Origin of the sequence: Sphingomonas sp. G-3-2-10 (assembly GCF_012927115.1) — a bacterium.
In the GTDB taxonomy this organism is placed as follows: Bacteria; Pseudomonadota; Alphaproteobacteria; order Sphingomonadales; family Sphingomonadaceae; genus Sphingomonas.
Genome location: NZ_JABBFY010000002.1, coordinates 475,239 through 489,811 on the forward strand (window position 1 = coordinate 475,239; position 14,573 = coordinate 489,811).

Annotated in this window: 11 protein-coding genes; all 11 read left to right on the forward strand. The window is 67.3% G+C overall.

The window, feature by feature from the left end:
* The first annotated feature begins 1 nt into the window (after position 1).
* The 11 genes from HHL13_RS18865 to HHL13_RS18915 all read left to right on the forward strand — a co-directional run bounded on the left by HHL13_RS18865 (position 2) and on the right by HHL13_RS18915 (position 14,572).
* Positions 2-1,069, forward strand: a complete 1,068-nt coding sequence (locus HHL13_RS18865; RefSeq protein ID WP_206377128.1) for an SIS domain-containing protein — start codon at positions 2-4, stop codon at positions 1,067-1,069.
* Entirely contained in the window at positions 1,066-2,229 is a 1,164-nt protein-coding gene (gene nagA, locus HHL13_RS18870; protein WP_169557477.1) for an N-acetylglucosamine-6-phosphate deacetylase, read from the forward strand. Before HHL13_RS18865 ends, nagA begins: the two co-directional genes overlap by 4 nt.
* Before the next feature lie 24 nt (positions 2,230-2,253).
* Entirely contained in the window at positions 2,254-4,746 is a 2,493-nt protein-coding gene (gene ptsP, locus HHL13_RS18875) for a phosphoenolpyruvate--protein phosphotransferase (protein ID WP_169557478.1), read from the forward strand.
* Positions 4,746-6,425 carry an N-acetylglucosamine-specific PTS transporter subunit IIBC gene (gene nagE / locus HHL13_RS18880; protein ID WP_206377129.1) on the forward strand — a complete coding sequence of 560 codons (1,680 nt, stop codon included), beginning with the start codon at positions 4,746-4,748 and terminating at the stop codon, positions 6,423-6,425. Before ptsP ends, nagE begins: the two co-directional genes overlap by 1 nt.
* Positions 6,426-6,533: 108 nt before the next feature.
* On the forward strand, positions 6,534-7,646 hold the full coding sequence (locus HHL13_RS18885) for a DUF47 family protein (protein WP_169557858.1): 1,113 nt from the start codon (positions 6,534-6,536) through the stop codon (positions 7,644-7,646).
* Between the two features lie 10 nt (positions 7,647-7,656).
* The gene (locus HHL13_RS18890) at positions 7,657-8,670 is read left to right on the forward strand and encodes an inorganic phosphate transporter (RefSeq protein WP_169557479.1); all 1,014 of its coding nucleotides are present in this window, start codon (positions 7,657-7,659) and stop codon (positions 8,668-8,670) included.
* A 294-nt stretch (positions 8,671-8,964) separates the two neighbouring features.
* Positions 8,965-9,633, forward strand: a complete 669-nt coding sequence (locus HHL13_RS18895; protein ID WP_169557480.1) for a CerR family C-terminal domain-containing protein — start codon at positions 8,965-8,967, stop codon at positions 9,631-9,633.
* Positions 9,630-10,631: an HlyD family efflux transporter periplasmic adaptor subunit gene (locus tag HHL13_RS18900; RefSeq protein WP_169557481.1), complete on the forward strand. Its 1,002-nt coding sequence runs from the start codon at positions 9,630-9,632 to the stop codon at positions 10,629-10,631. The genes HHL13_RS18895 and HHL13_RS18900 overlap by 4 nt, the downstream gene beginning before the upstream one ends.
* Before the next feature lie 31 nt (positions 10,632-10,662).
* Positions 10,663-12,348 carry an ATP-binding cassette domain-containing protein gene (locus tag HHL13_RS18905; protein ID WP_346775616.1) on the forward strand — a complete coding sequence of 562 codons (1,686 nt, stop codon included), beginning with the start codon at positions 10,663-10,665 and terminating at the stop codon, positions 12,346-12,348.
* Entirely contained in the window at positions 12,345-13,469 is a 1,125-nt protein-coding gene (locus tag HHL13_RS18910; protein WP_169557483.1) for an ABC transporter permease, read from the forward strand. Before HHL13_RS18905 ends, HHL13_RS18910 begins: the two co-directional genes overlap by 4 nt.
* The gene (locus tag HHL13_RS18915) at positions 13,466-14,572 is read left to right on the forward strand and encodes an ABC transporter permease (RefSeq protein ID WP_169557484.1); all 1,107 of its coding nucleotides are present in this window, start codon (positions 13,466-13,468) and stop codon (positions 14,570-14,572) included. The genes HHL13_RS18910 and HHL13_RS18915 overlap by 4 nt, the downstream gene beginning before the upstream one ends.
* Position 14,573 lies beyond the last annotated feature (1 nt).

Sequence of the window (14,573 nt, forward strand, 5' to 3'; positions counted from 1 at the left end):
GATGGCCGAGATCGAAACACGACCAGAGGACGCCGGCGTGCCGGGCACGACGCTGATGCGCGCGGAAGCCGCGGAAGCGGGCGCCGCGGTTGCACGGTTCCTCGCGGCGAACCGCACAGGGCTGGCGCGGATCGGCGAGCGGCTGCGCGACCAGCCGCCCGAAGTGGTCGTGACCTGCGCGCGCGGATCCTCCGATCATGCCGCGACCTATGGCAAATATCTGATCGAGACGCTGACCGGCGTCACCACCGCATCGGCGGCGCTTTCGACCTCGTCGGTCTATCCCGCGCCGCGCGCGCCGGCGGAGTCGCGGCCCAGCCGGTTGTGCATCGCCATCTCGCAATCGGGCCGCAGCCCGGATCTGCTCGCCGCCGTCGAGGCGCAGCGGGCGCATGGCGCCTTCGTCGTCGCGCTGGTCAATGTCGCGGACTCGCCGCTGGCCGGCATTGCCGATGAAGTGCTGGCGCTCGAGGCCGGTCCCGAACTCTCGGTCGCCGCGACCAAATCCTATATCGTCTCACTGGCCGGCCTCGTCTCGCTGGTCGCGGCATGGACACAGGACGATGCGCTGACGGCGGCGATCGACCGCCTGCCCGCGCAACTGCCCACGGCCTTCGCGCTCGACTGGTCGGCGGCGATGCCGTCGCTGACCGGCGCGACCAACCTGTTCGTGATCGGCCGGGGTTATGGCTATGGCGTGGCGCAGGAAGCGGCGCTCAAGCTGAAGGAAACCTGCGGCCTCCATGCCGAGAGTTTCAGCTCGGCCGAAGTGAAGCATGGTCCGATGGCGATCGTGAGCGACGGCTTCCCGGTCATCGCCTTCGCGGGAAGCGACGCGGCGGGCGACGATGTACGCGAAACCGCCACCCTGTTCGAATCGCGCGGCGCGCTGGTGTCGCTGGCCGATGCGAAGGGCGCGGGCAATCTGCCGGCGCTGGCCGATCATCCCGCGATCGAGCCGATCCTGATGATCCAGAGCTTCTACGCGCTCGCCGAGAAACTCTCGCGCGCCCGCGGTTTCGATCCCGACCGGCCGCCTTTCCTGAACAAGGTGACCCGGACCACATGAAGCTGCGCGTCGCCAATGGGGGGATATTGGTCGGCCGGACGGTGTTCGGTGCGGCGACGATCGACGTGGCCGATGGCCGGATCGCCGCGATCGATCCCGCAATCACCGGCAGCCCACACATCGACCTCGATGGCGGCTGGCTGGTGCCGGGCTTCATCGACACACAGGTCAATGGCGGCGGCGGGGTGCTGTTCAACGACGACATCAGCGTCGAGGGAATCGCGGCGATCGGCGCGGCGCATGCCCGGTTCGGCACCACCGCGTTCCTGCCGACGCTGATCAGCGATTCGCCCGAGCATATCGCAGCCGCGCTCGACGCAACCGATGCCGCGATCGAAGCTGGCGTACCGGGCGTGGCCGGCGTGCACATCGAAGGACCGTTCATCAATCCGGCCAAGCGCGGCATCCATGAGGCGGACCGCATCCGCCAGCTCGACCCCGCGCTGATCGAGCTGCTTTCGCGCCCGCGCATCGGACGCGTGGTGCTGACGATCGCCCCCGAGCGCGTCGGCCTCGCCCATATCCGCGCGCTCGTGTCGCACGGCGTGATCGTGTGCGCGGGGCACACCAACGCGACCTATGACGAAGTCAATGCGGCGATCGATGCGGGGCTGACCGGCTTCACGCACCTTTTCAACGCGATGTCGCCACTGACGCATCGCGCGCCGGGCGCCGCGGGCGCCGCGCTCGATGCGCCAGGATGCTGGGCCGGGCTGATCGTCGACAATGCGCATCTCCATCCCGCAACGGTGCGCATCGCCATCGCCGCCAAGGGTCCGGACCGGATTATGCTGGTGACCGATGCGATGCCGAGCGTCGGCACCGATGCGTCCAGCTTCGTGCTGCAGGGCAAGCGGATCGAAGTGCATCACGGCGTGTGCACCTATGAGGACGGCACGCTGGCAGGATCCGATCTCGACATGGCGACGGCGTTCCGCAACACCGTGGAGATCACCGGACTGGCGCCGGCCGATGTCGTGCGGATGTCGAGCGAAGCGCCGGCGGCGTTCCTCGGCCTTTCGGCGACGCACGGCACGCTGGGCAAGGGCAAACGCGCCGACTGGGTGGTGCTTGACCGCGATCTGCGGCCGCGCGGCACGTGGATCGGGGGCGAACATCAGGCCGGGACGGTCAAGGGAATAGCCGCGGCGAACGCATAGACGGCAATATTTGGGGGAAGCGGCGTGGCCGATCTGATCATCACCGCTCCGGTAAAGGGCTGGGCGGCGCCGCTCGAGGAGGTTCCCGATCCCGTCTTCGCGGATCGGATGATGGGCGACGGCGTGGCGATCCATCCGACGGGATCGACGATCCATGCGCCCTGCGACGGGGTGATCGTCGCGCTGCACGCCGCTGGCCATGCGGTGACGATCCGCAACGAAGCGGGCGCGGAGATTCTCGTCCATACCGGCCTCGAAACCGTTGCATTGGGCGGCAAGGGATTCCGTGCGCTGGCTGGCGACGGTGCGAGCGTGTCGCGCGGCGATCCGCTGATCGAGTTCGACATCGATGTAGTCGGTCAAGCCGCGACCAGCCTGATCACCCCGGTGGTCGTCATCAATTCCGACGCATTCCGCATCGAGCGGCGCACCACCGGCAAGATGGTCGGCGTGGGCGAAGCGCTGATGACGCTCGCGCCGATCGCCGCCGAAGCGCGCGACTGGGCGGCGGGCGATGGCGAAGCGCATCGCCGCACGATCGCCGTTCCGCTGGTGCACGGCATCCATGCCCGCCCGGCGGCGCGCATCGGCGAATGCGCGCGGGGGTTCGAAGCCGAAGTCGAGATCGTCCACGGCGAACGGCGCGCAAACGTCCGCAGCGCGGTCGCGCTGATGGGCCTCGCCCTGAAACAGGGCGACGAGGTTGTCATCGAAGCCCGGGGTACCGACGCCCGCGCGGCGGTGCAGGCCGTCGGCGACCTGATCGCCAGCGGCATGGGCGAGACCAGCACCACGCTTGCCCCGGCTCCGGCCCCGGCAGTCGAGCGTCCGCTCGCCGAAGCGCCTCCCGGCGCGCTGGCGGGTGTTGCGGCGGCGCCCGGACTCGCGATCGGGCCGGCGGCGTGGCTCAAGTCCGACCTGCCCGAAATCACCCGCCACGCCACCGATCCCGCCGCCGAGCGCCGCGCGTTCGAAGCGGCGATAGAGAGCGTGCGCGCACATATCGAAGCAGCGGCGGCGCGGGGGAGCGTGGTCCAGCGGCAAATCCTCGAAGCACACCTCGCCTTCCTCGCCGACGAAAGCCTGATCGTCACCGCGCTGCACTATATCGGCATCGGCCACACCGCGGGCTTTGCGTGGAGCGAAGCGATCGCCGAGCAGACCGCGACGCTGCGCGGATCGGGCAATGCCCGCTTCGCCGAGCGCGCCGACGATCTCGAGGATCTCCAGCGGCAAGTGCTGCTCGCGCTGGCCGGGCGCGATCTGGCGGGACAGGGCTTCGCGCCCGGATCGATCCTGCTCGCCGACGAACTGCTGCCCTCGCAACTGATCGGACTCGAGCCCGGCGCGATTGCGGGCGTCGCGCTGGTCCGGGGCGGCGCGACCTCGCATGTCGCGATCCTCGTCGCGTCGATGGGGCTGCCGATGCTGGTCGCCACCGGCATGCCGCTGACTGCGGTCGCCCAGGGCGAGACGCTGGTGCTCGACGCCGATGCCGGGCTGCTGCACCTCGATCCGTCCGCCGATACGCTGACCAGCCATTACGACCGGCTGGCGCAGCTTCAGTCGCGCAAGGCAGCCGCTCTCGCCGCCGCGCAGGAGCCATGCCGCACCGCCGACGGCACCCGCATCGAATTGTTCGCCAATCTCGGATCGGTCGACGACGCCACGCTCGCCGTATCGCGCGGGGCCGAGGGATCGGGCCTGTTGCGCACCGAATTCCTGTTCATGGATCGCGCCACCGCGCCCGGCGAAGACGAGCAGCGCGCAAGCTATCAGGCAATCGCCGAAGCGATGGACGAGCGCCCGGTCATCGTTCGCCTGCTCGACATTGGCGGCGACAAACCCGCGCCGTGGCTGCCGATCGCGCCGGAGAAGAACCCGATGCTCGGCGTGCGCGGCATCCGGGCGACGCTGGCCAATCCGGCATTGCTCGATACGCAGATCCGCGCGATCCTGGGCGTGCAGCCCGCCGGTCAGTGCCGGATCATGGCGCCGATGATCGCCAGCCTCGACGAGCTGCGCGCGGTCCGCGCCGCCGTCGCCCGCGCGGGCGGCGCATCGACGCAGGTCGGCGTGATGATCGAGACCCCGGCAGCGGCCGCGACCGCGGACCTGATCGCCGCCGAAGCCGATTTCCTGTCGATCGGCACCAACGACCTGACCCAATATACGCTGGCGATGGACCGCGAGAATTCGGCGATCGCATCGGGCATCGACGCGCTGCATCCGGCGGTGCTGCGCCTGATCGGGCATAGCTGCGACGGCGGCGCGCGCCACGGCAAGACGGTGGGCGTGTGCGGCGGCCTCGCGTCCGATCCGCTCGGTATCCCGCTGCTGATCGGCCTGGGCGCGACCGAGCTTTCGACGACACCCGCCTATGTTCCCGAAGCCAAGGCGCTGGTCCGCCGGCTCGACATCGCGCGGTGCCGCGCGCTCGCCGGTGAAGCCCTCAATCTGGGATCGGCATCGGAAATCCGCGCGCTCGTCCGCGCGTTCATGGGGGAGATCGCCTGATGCGCAATGCCATCGAAGCGCTGCAGCCGCTGGGCCGCGCCCTCATGCTGCCGATCGCGGTGCTGCCGGTGGCGGCGCTGCTGCTGCGGCTGGGCCAGCCCGATCTGCTCGACATCGCATTCGTCAGCGCGGCGGGCGATGCGATCTTCGCGCATCTCGGCCTGTTGTTCGCGGTAGGCGTCGCGACGGGCTTCGCCCGCGACGGCAATGGCGCGGCAGCGCTGGCCGGCGTGGTCTGCTTCCTCGTCATCGGGCAGGGCATGCGCATCTTTATCGATGTGCCGCCCGATGCTCTCAAGAACGTCACCGGCGATGCCGTCGCGATGGCGTCCAATGCGTACAAGCAGGCGGCGGTCGCCAAGCTGGAAGTGCCGATCGGCATCCTGTCCGGCCTGATCGGCGGGAAGTTCTACAATCGCTTCGCGACCGTCGCGTTTCCCGAATATCTCGCTTTCTTCAGCGGACGCCGCTTCGTGCCGATCGCGGCGGGCGTCACCGGCCTCGCCATCGCAGCCGTGCTCGGCTTCAGTTTCGAATATATCAACGCGGGCGTCGACGGCGCGAGCCGTGCGATCGTCGATGCCGGCGGGATCGGGCTGTTCGCGTTCGGCGTGCTGAACCGGCTGCTGCTGGTCACGGGCCTGCATCACATCATCAACAATGTCGCATGGTTCGTGGTCGGCGATTTCGAAGGCACGACGGGCGATCTGCGCCGCTTCTTCGCGGGCGACCCGAGCGCGGGCGCGTTCATGTCGGGCTTCTTCCCCGTCATGATGTTCGGCCTGCCCGCCGCGTGCCTCGCCATGTACCATGAGGCGCGCAGCGACCGGCGCAAGGCCGTGGGCGGTCTGTTGTTCAGCCTTGCGCTGACCAGCTTCCTGACCGGCGTGACCGAGCCGATCGAGTTCAGCTTCATGTTCCTCGCGCCCGTGCTCTACGCGATCCATGCGGTGCTGACCGGCATTTCGATGGCGCTGATGCAGGCGCTCGACGTGCATCTCGGCTTCGGCTTCTCGGCCGGTCTGTTCGACTATGTGCTGAACTACGGCAAGGCGACCAATCCGCTGCTGCTGCTGCCGGTCGGTGCGGTCTATGCCCTGATCTATTACTCGCTGTTCCGCTTCGTGATCCGCAAGCTCGACCTCAAGACGCCGGGCCGCGAAGTCGAACCCGCAGCAGCGCAACCGGCGGCGGGCGGAGCCAAACTGCCGCGCGGCGAAGCGTTCGTCGCGGCGCTGGGCGGCGCGGCGAACCTCCAGTCGGTCGATGCCTGTACCACGCGACTGCGCCTGATCGTGGCGGATCAGTCGAAAATCGACGAGCCCGCGCTGGCCGCGCTCGGCGCGCGTGGCGTGCTGAAACCCTCGGCCAAGGCGGTGCAGGTCGTACTCGGCCCGATCGCCGATGCCGTGGCGATGGAGATGCGCGCGGTGGCTGGTAACGACGCGACGGCTGTGGCCGCGACGGCCGCCGCCAGCGCAACCGGAGTCGAACTGCCCGCCGCGATCGTCGCGGCGCTGGGCGGGCCGGCCAATATCGCCGGCGTCACGCAGCTCCACGGCCGCCTGCGCGTCGCGCTGGTCGACGCGGCGCTGAGCGACCTGACGGCGGCGGGCGCGGACTATCGCGCCGCGGTGCTGGTCGACGGGAACGTTGTCCACCTGCTGGAACACCCCTGACCTCCAGCACCGGAACCGTACAAATCCCCGCGTGACGGATCGTTTACACTTCTGTTACAGGCCGCGCCGGCAAACCCGCCAACGCGTCGGACAAGGGGAGTAGGAGCCATCCGTCAGATCGCCGCCCTGCCCTATCGCACCGAAGGTCCTTCGGTGCGGGTCATGCTGGTCACGTCGCGCGAATCGGGACGCTGGGTGATCCCCAAGGGGAATCCCGCGCCGGGCCTGACGCCGCATGCCGCCGCCGCGCTGGAAGCGGAGGAGGAAGCCGGCGTGTCCGGCCTCGTCTGTCCGATCCCGCTTGGCTCCTATCGCTATCGCAAGCGGCGCAACAATGGCGCGTCGCTGATGTTCGACGTCGATGTCTTTCCGCTGGCGGTGAACCAGGAGTTCCCCAACTGGAAGGAACAGTCGCAGCGCGAACGCCGCTGGTTCACGCTTCCCGAAGCCGCCGATGCGGTGGACGAGCATGACCTGCGCGACCTGATCCGTTCCTTCGGCCCGGCCGAATTCAAGGCAGCCACACGACGCGGCGGCGTACTCAGCGCCGTCGCCACCAAATCGAGGATTACCCCCATGTTCGCCTGGTTCCAGCGGCTGCTGCCCAAGACCGGAAACTTCTTCGAGATGTTCGAAGCGCACGCCACCACCGTGGTCGCCGCCGCTGACGCGATGGCGCGGCTGCTGCAGGGCGGCCCGGCGTCGCAGGACCATATCCGCGAAGTGATCGAGCGCGAGCATGACGCCGACAACATCATCCGCGAAATGCTCCAGACTGTCCGCAAGACCTTCCTGACCCCGTTCGACCGCAGCGCGATCACTTCGCTGATCGGTTCGATGGACGATGCGATCGACGAGATGCAGGCCGCGGTGCAGGCGATCGACCTGTACGAAGTCCGCGAGTTCGATCAGGAAATGACCGACATGGCGGCGATCATCGTCGATGCTGCGCGCCTGACCGCCGAAGCCATGCCGCTGCTGCGCGACGTCGCCCGCAACGGCGCGCGACTGCACGAGCTGACCGAGCGGCTGGTGCGGATGGAAGGCCATGCCGACGAGATCCACACCGCGGGCGTCAAGCGCGCCTTCAAGGAACATGGCGAAAGCGACACGCTGCGCTTCATCGTCTCACGCGAAGTCTATAAGCATCTCGAGCGCATCGTCGACGCGTTCGAAGATGTCGCGAACGAGATCGACGGCATCGTGATCGACCACGCCTGAGGGCCCTGCGATGCATGAACTCGCATTTCCGTTGCTCGTCGGCCTGATCCTGGTCGCGCTTGCGTTCGACTTTCTCAACGGGCTCCACGACGCCGCCAATTCGATCGCGACCGTGGTGGCGACGCGGCTGCTCAAGCCGGTCCATGCCGTGCTGTTCGCCGCGACGTTCAACTTCGCCGCCTATTTCCTCACCATCGCCTTTCCCGAATTGCACAAGGTGGCCGAGACGATCGGCAAGGGGCTGATCGAGAAGGATCTGGTGACGCCGGCCGTGGTGTTCGGCGCGCTGGTCGGCGCGATGTTCTGGAATGTGGTGACCTGGCTCAAGGGCATTCCCTCGTCGAGCAGCCATGCGCTGGTCGGCGGGCTGATCGGCGCGGGCGTGGCTCATGCCGGAATCAGCGGCATCCAGTGGAGCGGGCTGAACAAGACCCTCATCGCAATCGTGCTGTCGCCGACGCTCGGCATGATCCTGTCGATGTTCATCATGCTGGTGTCGAGCTGGGCGCTGAAAGGCCTCGCGTCGCGCGCGGCGGAGAAGACGCTGCGCGTCCTCCACCTGATCTCGTCCGCCGCCTATTCGGTCAGCCACGGCCTGAACGACGCGCAGAAGACGATGGGGATCATCACCGTCCTGCTCTATTCCACCGGCTATCTCCACGGCGATTTCGAAGTGCCGCACTGGGTGGCGATCGCCTGCTACGTCGCGATCGCGCTGGGCACGCTGACCGGAGGGTGGAAGATCATCGAGACGATGGGATCGCGCATCACCAAGCTCTCGCAGCATCAGGGCTTCAGCGCCTCGCTGGGCGGATCGATCATGGTGTTCGCCGCGTCGCTGATGGGCATTCCGGTCTCGACCACCCACACCATCACCGGCTGCATCATCGGCGCGGGCACGGCGCGCCGCGCCTCTGCGGTGCGCTGGGGCGTTGCGGGCCATGTCGGTGTGGCGTGGATCATCACCATCCCGGCTTCGGCGGCGGTGGGTGCGCTGTTCTACTATCTGACCCTGTTGTTCTGATCCCGATTTTCCCAATCTCGCAGTGATTCGGGTTCGGCGTTCCGCGCTTTCGCGGGAGCGCGCCGGAATCGTGTGATTCCTTCAAAAACAAGGCTTTGAACCGGCATTGGTTGACACGGTTGACGCCCATATTGCGAAAAACCGGTTCCCGGCAAAAACAGGTTGCTTCCGACAATTTCAAAGAGCGGGGGCGCCTTCGCCAATCGAAGCAAGCAGCCGGAACCCAACATTGCAAGTTGCACTTCCATGCATTTGACCGTTGATTCGTTCGTTCGAACGAATTAGTGCGCCGTCATGGCCGGAACGACTCAACCTCGCGTCTCCACGACCGATCATCTGCTGACGATCGCGATCGACCGGTTCGGCCGGGCGGGACTGGAAGGCGCGAGCACGCGCGACATTGCGGGCGCGGCGGGCAAGCCGCTGTCGGCGATCACCTATCATTTCGGGGGCAAGGAGGGGCTGTACCTCGCCGCCGCCGAGCATATCGCGAATCAGCTTGGCGGCTGGCTCGCCCCGGCGCTGGCCCGCTCGCACGAGATCTGCGCGGAGGATGGCGATCCGCAAGCGGCCCGCGCCGCGCTGCACGGCATTCTCGGCGCGGCGATCGTCATCATGACGCGCGAGGAGACCGAAGCATTTGCCCGCTTCATCGTGCGCGAACAGGCCGATCCGACCGAAGCCTTCACTATTCTTTATGACGGCGTGATGGGCCCGGCGAGCGACCGCGTCTGCGCGCTGGTCCATTGCGCCGCGGGCAAGCGGATCACGCAGGCCGAAGCGCGGCTGCGCACGCTGATGCTGATCGGACAGATCCTGATGTTCCGCGTGTGCCGCGCCACCGTGCTGCGCGGCATGGGCTGGGACGCGATCGGCCCGGCCGAACAGAGCGAAATCCGGCGCATCGCCGGCGACAATCTCGATGCGATCCTCGATCGCCTCGCCACGGGAGAACCCGCGTGAACCGCCGTATCGTCATCATCGCCGTCATCGCGGCGCTCGTCATCGCCGCGCTCGCGACGCGCGGCTTCGGCCTTGTCGGCGGCAGGAACGACGGCGCACTGAGCCTGTCCGGCAATGTGGACATCCGCCAGGTCGACCTCGCCTTCCGCGTGCCCGGCCGCATCGCCAACATGCCGTTCGAGGAAGGCACGCGAGTAGAGGCCGGCGCGGTGCTTGCCGAACTGGAGACGCGCCCGCTCGGCGATGCGCTGGCGCAGGCGAACGCACAGGTCGAAGTGGCCAATGCCGAACTGCGCAAGCGCGCCGGGGGCAATCGTCCGCAGGAGATCGCGCAGGCCGAAGCGAAGCTCGCCGAAGCGAACGCCAATCTCGCCCAGACCCGCGAGGAATATGAGCGGCGCGGCGAACTGGTGAAGACCGGCGCGGTCAGCCAGGCATTGTTCGAAGCGTCGCAGGCCAAGTATCGCGCGGCGCAGGCGCAGGTTCGTGCGGCGGAGCAGGCGCTGTCGCTGCAACGCGCGGGGGCACGGCGCGAGGATATTCTTGCCGCCGTCGCTTCACGCGATTCGGCGCGCGCCCAGCGCGACCGCGCTTCGACCGATCTGTCCGACGCCGTGCTGCGCGCGCCCAATGCCGGGGTGCTGCTGACCCGCGCCCGCGAGCCCGGCGCGATCGTCCAGCCGGGCGAAACGGTGCTGACGCTGACCATCGACCGGCCGATGCGGGTGCGTGCCTATATCTCCGAAAACGACCTGTCCCGCGTGTCGCCGGGCATGGCGGTGAACGTCACCGCGGATGGCAACGCAAAGACCTATAAGGGCCGCATCGCCTTCATTTCACCGACCGCCGAATTCACGCCGAAGACCGTCCAGACCGAAGACCTGCGCACCGCCCTTGTTTATCGCGTCCGTATCCTCGTCGACGATCCCGACGACGCGCTGCGGCAGGGTCAGCCGGTGTCGGTCTCGGTTCCCGGCGCTCGCCCGGCGAAGCAATAAGGTGAGCGAAGCCGCCGCCACTGCGACCGGCGTGGTCAAGCGCTTCGCGCCCGATGCGCCGCCCGCGCTCGATGGCGTGGCGATCGAGATTTTGCCGGGCAAGATGACCGGGCTGGTCGGACCGGACGGCGCGGGCAAGACGACGCTGATCCGCATCCTTGCCGGGCTGATCGTACCCGAAGCGGGCGAGGTCCGCGTCGGCGGGCGTCCCGCGCTCGATGCCGATCGCAGCCAGCTCGGTTACATGCCGCAGCGTTTCGGCCTGTACGAAGACCTGACCGTCCGCGAGAATCTGGATCTCTATGCCGAGCTGCGCGGGCTGGGGCATGACGAGCGCGAGGAACGGTTCGGGCAGTTGCTCGACTTCACCGATCTCAAGCGGTTCCAGCAGCGGCTGGCAGGCAAGCTGTCGGGCGGCATGAAGCAGAAGCTGGGCCTGGCCTGCGCGCTGGTTCGCGCGCCGAAACTGTTGCTGCTCGACGAACCGGGTGTCGGCGTCGATCCCGTGTCGCGCCGCGAATTGTGGGCGATGGTCCGCGATCTGGCGGGCGACGGGATCGGCGTGCTGTGGTCGACCGCCTATCTCGACGAAGCCGAACAATGCGACACGGTGTTCCTGTTGAGCGAAGGCAAGCTGCTCCACAGCGGCCCGCCGCGCGAACTGACCGCGACGATGAAGGAGCGGATCGTCCGGCTCGACGTCCCCGCCAGCGCTCGCCGCGCGACGCTGCGCAAGGCGCTCGACCATCCGGCGATCGAAGACGGTACGGTGCAGGGCGATGCGATCCGGCTGATGCTGCGGCCCGATATGAAGGCGCCCGATGCACAGGCGATCGGCGGCGATGCGGGCAAGAAATTGAAGAAGGCCGAGCCGCGCTTCGAGGATGCGTTTATCGACCTGCTCGGTGGCGGTCCCAAGGGCACGTCGGAACTGGCCGAACATTATCCGGTGATCCCCGAAACGGGCGCAGCGGCGATCGAAGCCAAGGGGCTGACCAAGCGCTTCGGCGACTTCACCGCGGCGCGCGACGTGAATTTCAGCGTCGGGCGCGGGCAGGTGTTCGGGTTGCTCGGCCCCAATGGCGCGGGCAAATCGACCACCTTCAAGATGCTGTGCGGCTTGCTGACGCCAAGCGAAGGCACCGGATCGGTCGCGGGCAACGATTTGCGCACCGCCAGCGCCGATGCGCGCCAGTCGCTCGGCTATATGGCGCAGAAATTCTCGCTCTATGGCGATCTGAGCGTCCGCCAGAATCTCGATTTCTTCGCCGGAGCCTATGGCCTGTCGGGCAGCGACGCGCGGCAAGCGATCGAGCGGGCGACCGAAATCTTCCACCTCGAACGGTATCTGAAGGACAATAGCGGGGGTCTGCCGCTCGGGTACAAGCAGCGGCTCGCGTTGGCCTGCGCGGTGCTGCACGAACCGCCGGTGCTGTTCCTCGACGAGCCGACATCGGGCGTCGATCCCATCGTGCGGCGCGAATTCTGGACCCATATCAACGGGCTGGTCGAGAAGGGCGTGACGGTGCTGGTCACGACGCACTTCATGGAGGAAGCCGAATATTGCGACCGGATCGCGCTGATCTATCGCTCCGAACAGATCGCGACCGGCACGCCCGATGAGCTCAAGGCGCAGGTCGGCAGGCCCGATGCGACGATGGAAGATGCCTTCATCGCGCTGATCGAAGCCTCCGACCGCGAGCGGGAAGCGGCATGAACCGGCCGTTCGATACGCGCCGGTTCCGGGCGATGCTGCTCAAGGAAACGCACCAGATCGTGCGCGATCCTTCGACCTTCCTGATCGCACTGGTCCTGCCGCTGCTGCTGCTGTTCCTGTTCGGCTATGGCGTGAACCTCGATTCCTCGCGCACCCGCATCGGCATCGCGGTGCAGGACGACAGCGCGGCGGCCGCCAGCCTTGCCGGCACCTTCCAGAATTCCCGCTATTTCGACGTGGTCGAGGTGGGCGGGATGAAGAAGCTGCGCGACGAGCTGATCGCCGATCGCATCCGTGGCATCGTCGTCATCCCGCAGGACTTCGGCCGCGACGTCGCGCGCGGCGGAGGCACGATCCAGGTGGTGACCGACGGTTCGCTGCCCAACACCGCCGCCTTCATCGCCGCCTATTCCGAAGGCGTTCGCGCGACATGGGCGGCGGCGCGCGCCAGCGATGCGGCGAAGCTGCGCGCGCCGCCGATCAGCGTCGCGTCGCGCTTCTGGTTCAATCCCGAACTGGCGAGCCGCTACTTCCTCGTCCCCGGATCGATCGCGGTGGTCATGACGATGATCGGATCGCTGCTGACCGCATTGGTGATCGCGCGCGAATGGGAGCGCGGGACGCTGGAGGCGCTGATGGCCACCCCGATCGGGATGGGCGAGTTCATCCTGACCAAGGTCATTCCCTATTTCGTGCTCGGCCTCGGCTCGATGACGCTTTGCACGGTGCTGGCGATCACCATCTTCGGCGTGCCGTTCCGGGGAAGTCCGCTGGCGCTGCTGGTGATCTCGTCGGTCTATCTGATCCCGTCGCTGGGACAGGGGCTGCTGATCTCGGCAGGGGTGAAGAACCAGTTCGTCGCCAGTCAGGTGGCGCTGCTCACCGCCTTCCTGCCGACGATGCTGCTGTCGGGCTTCCTGTTCGAGATTTCGTCGATGCCGAAGCCGATCCAGGCGCTGACCTATCTCGTGCCCGCGCGCTATCTGATCCCCCAGCTCCAGACGGTGTTCATCGCGGGAGATGATTGGGGACTGTTCCTGCCCAATCTCGCGATCCTCGCGGTCTTCGGCGCGGTGCTGTTCGCGATGTGCGTGCGCGTCACGCGGCGGAGGATCGCATGATCGGCGCGCGCCTGCGGGCGATCATCGTCAAGGAGCTTTGGGCGATCCTGCGGGATCCCAAGGCGCGGATCACGCTCGTCGTGCCGCCCTTGCTCCAGCTGTTCCTGTTCGGCTTTGCCTCGACGCTGGAAGTGTCGAGCATCCGCGTCGGCGTGCTCAACATGGACAATGGCGCGTACAGCCGCGAAGTGATCCAGCGGATCGCGGGCAGCCCCAATGTGGCGCGGATCGTCGCGTTGCGATCCGACGCCGAATTGCGGCAGGCGATCGACCGGCAACAGGTGATCGCCGCCGTGCGCTTCGACGCCACTTTCTCCGCCGACATCGCGGCCGGGCGTGGCGCAACGCTGGGCGCCATCTATGACGGCCGCCGCTCCAATGCCGCGCAGATCGTGTCGGGCTATATCGAGCGGATCGCGGGCGAAGTCGGCGCCAGCGTCTCGGCGCGCGCGCCGCCGGTGGTCGGCCAGTCGATCGTGACGCACTGGTTCAACCCCAACCTCACCTATCTCTGGTTCGTCATGCCCGCGCTGATCGTCATCATCGCTGCGGTGTCGGCGCTGTCGGTCGTGTCGCAATCGGTGGCGCGCGAGCGCGAGCTGGGCACATTCGACCAGTTGATGGTCTCCCCGCTGCGCACTTACGAGATTTTGATCGGCAAGATGGTGCCGCCGGTGGTGATCGGCCTCGCCAACGTCACCCTGTTCGTGCTCCTGATCCCGACCGTGTTCGGCGTGCCGCTGACCGGATCGCTGCTCCTCTTCTATATCGCCCTGCTCTTCTACCTGCTGGCGCTGACCGGGATCGGGATGCTGATCTCGACGCTGTCTCAGACCCAGCAACAGGCGTTTCTCGGCATGTTCCTCGCCACCGTGCCGCTGATCATCCTGTCGGGCTATGCCAGCCCGGTCGACAATATGCCCGACTGGCTGCGGATCATCGCCTATGCGAACCCGCCGACCTGGTTCCTCAACATTTCCGAAGGCGTGTTCCTGAAGGCGATGCCCGCCTCGGCGATCCTCGCCAACACCTGGCCTCTCGTCATCATCGCCGGCGTGAGCATCGCCGCCGCGTCGATGCTGTTCCGTTCGCGGATGGAGTAAC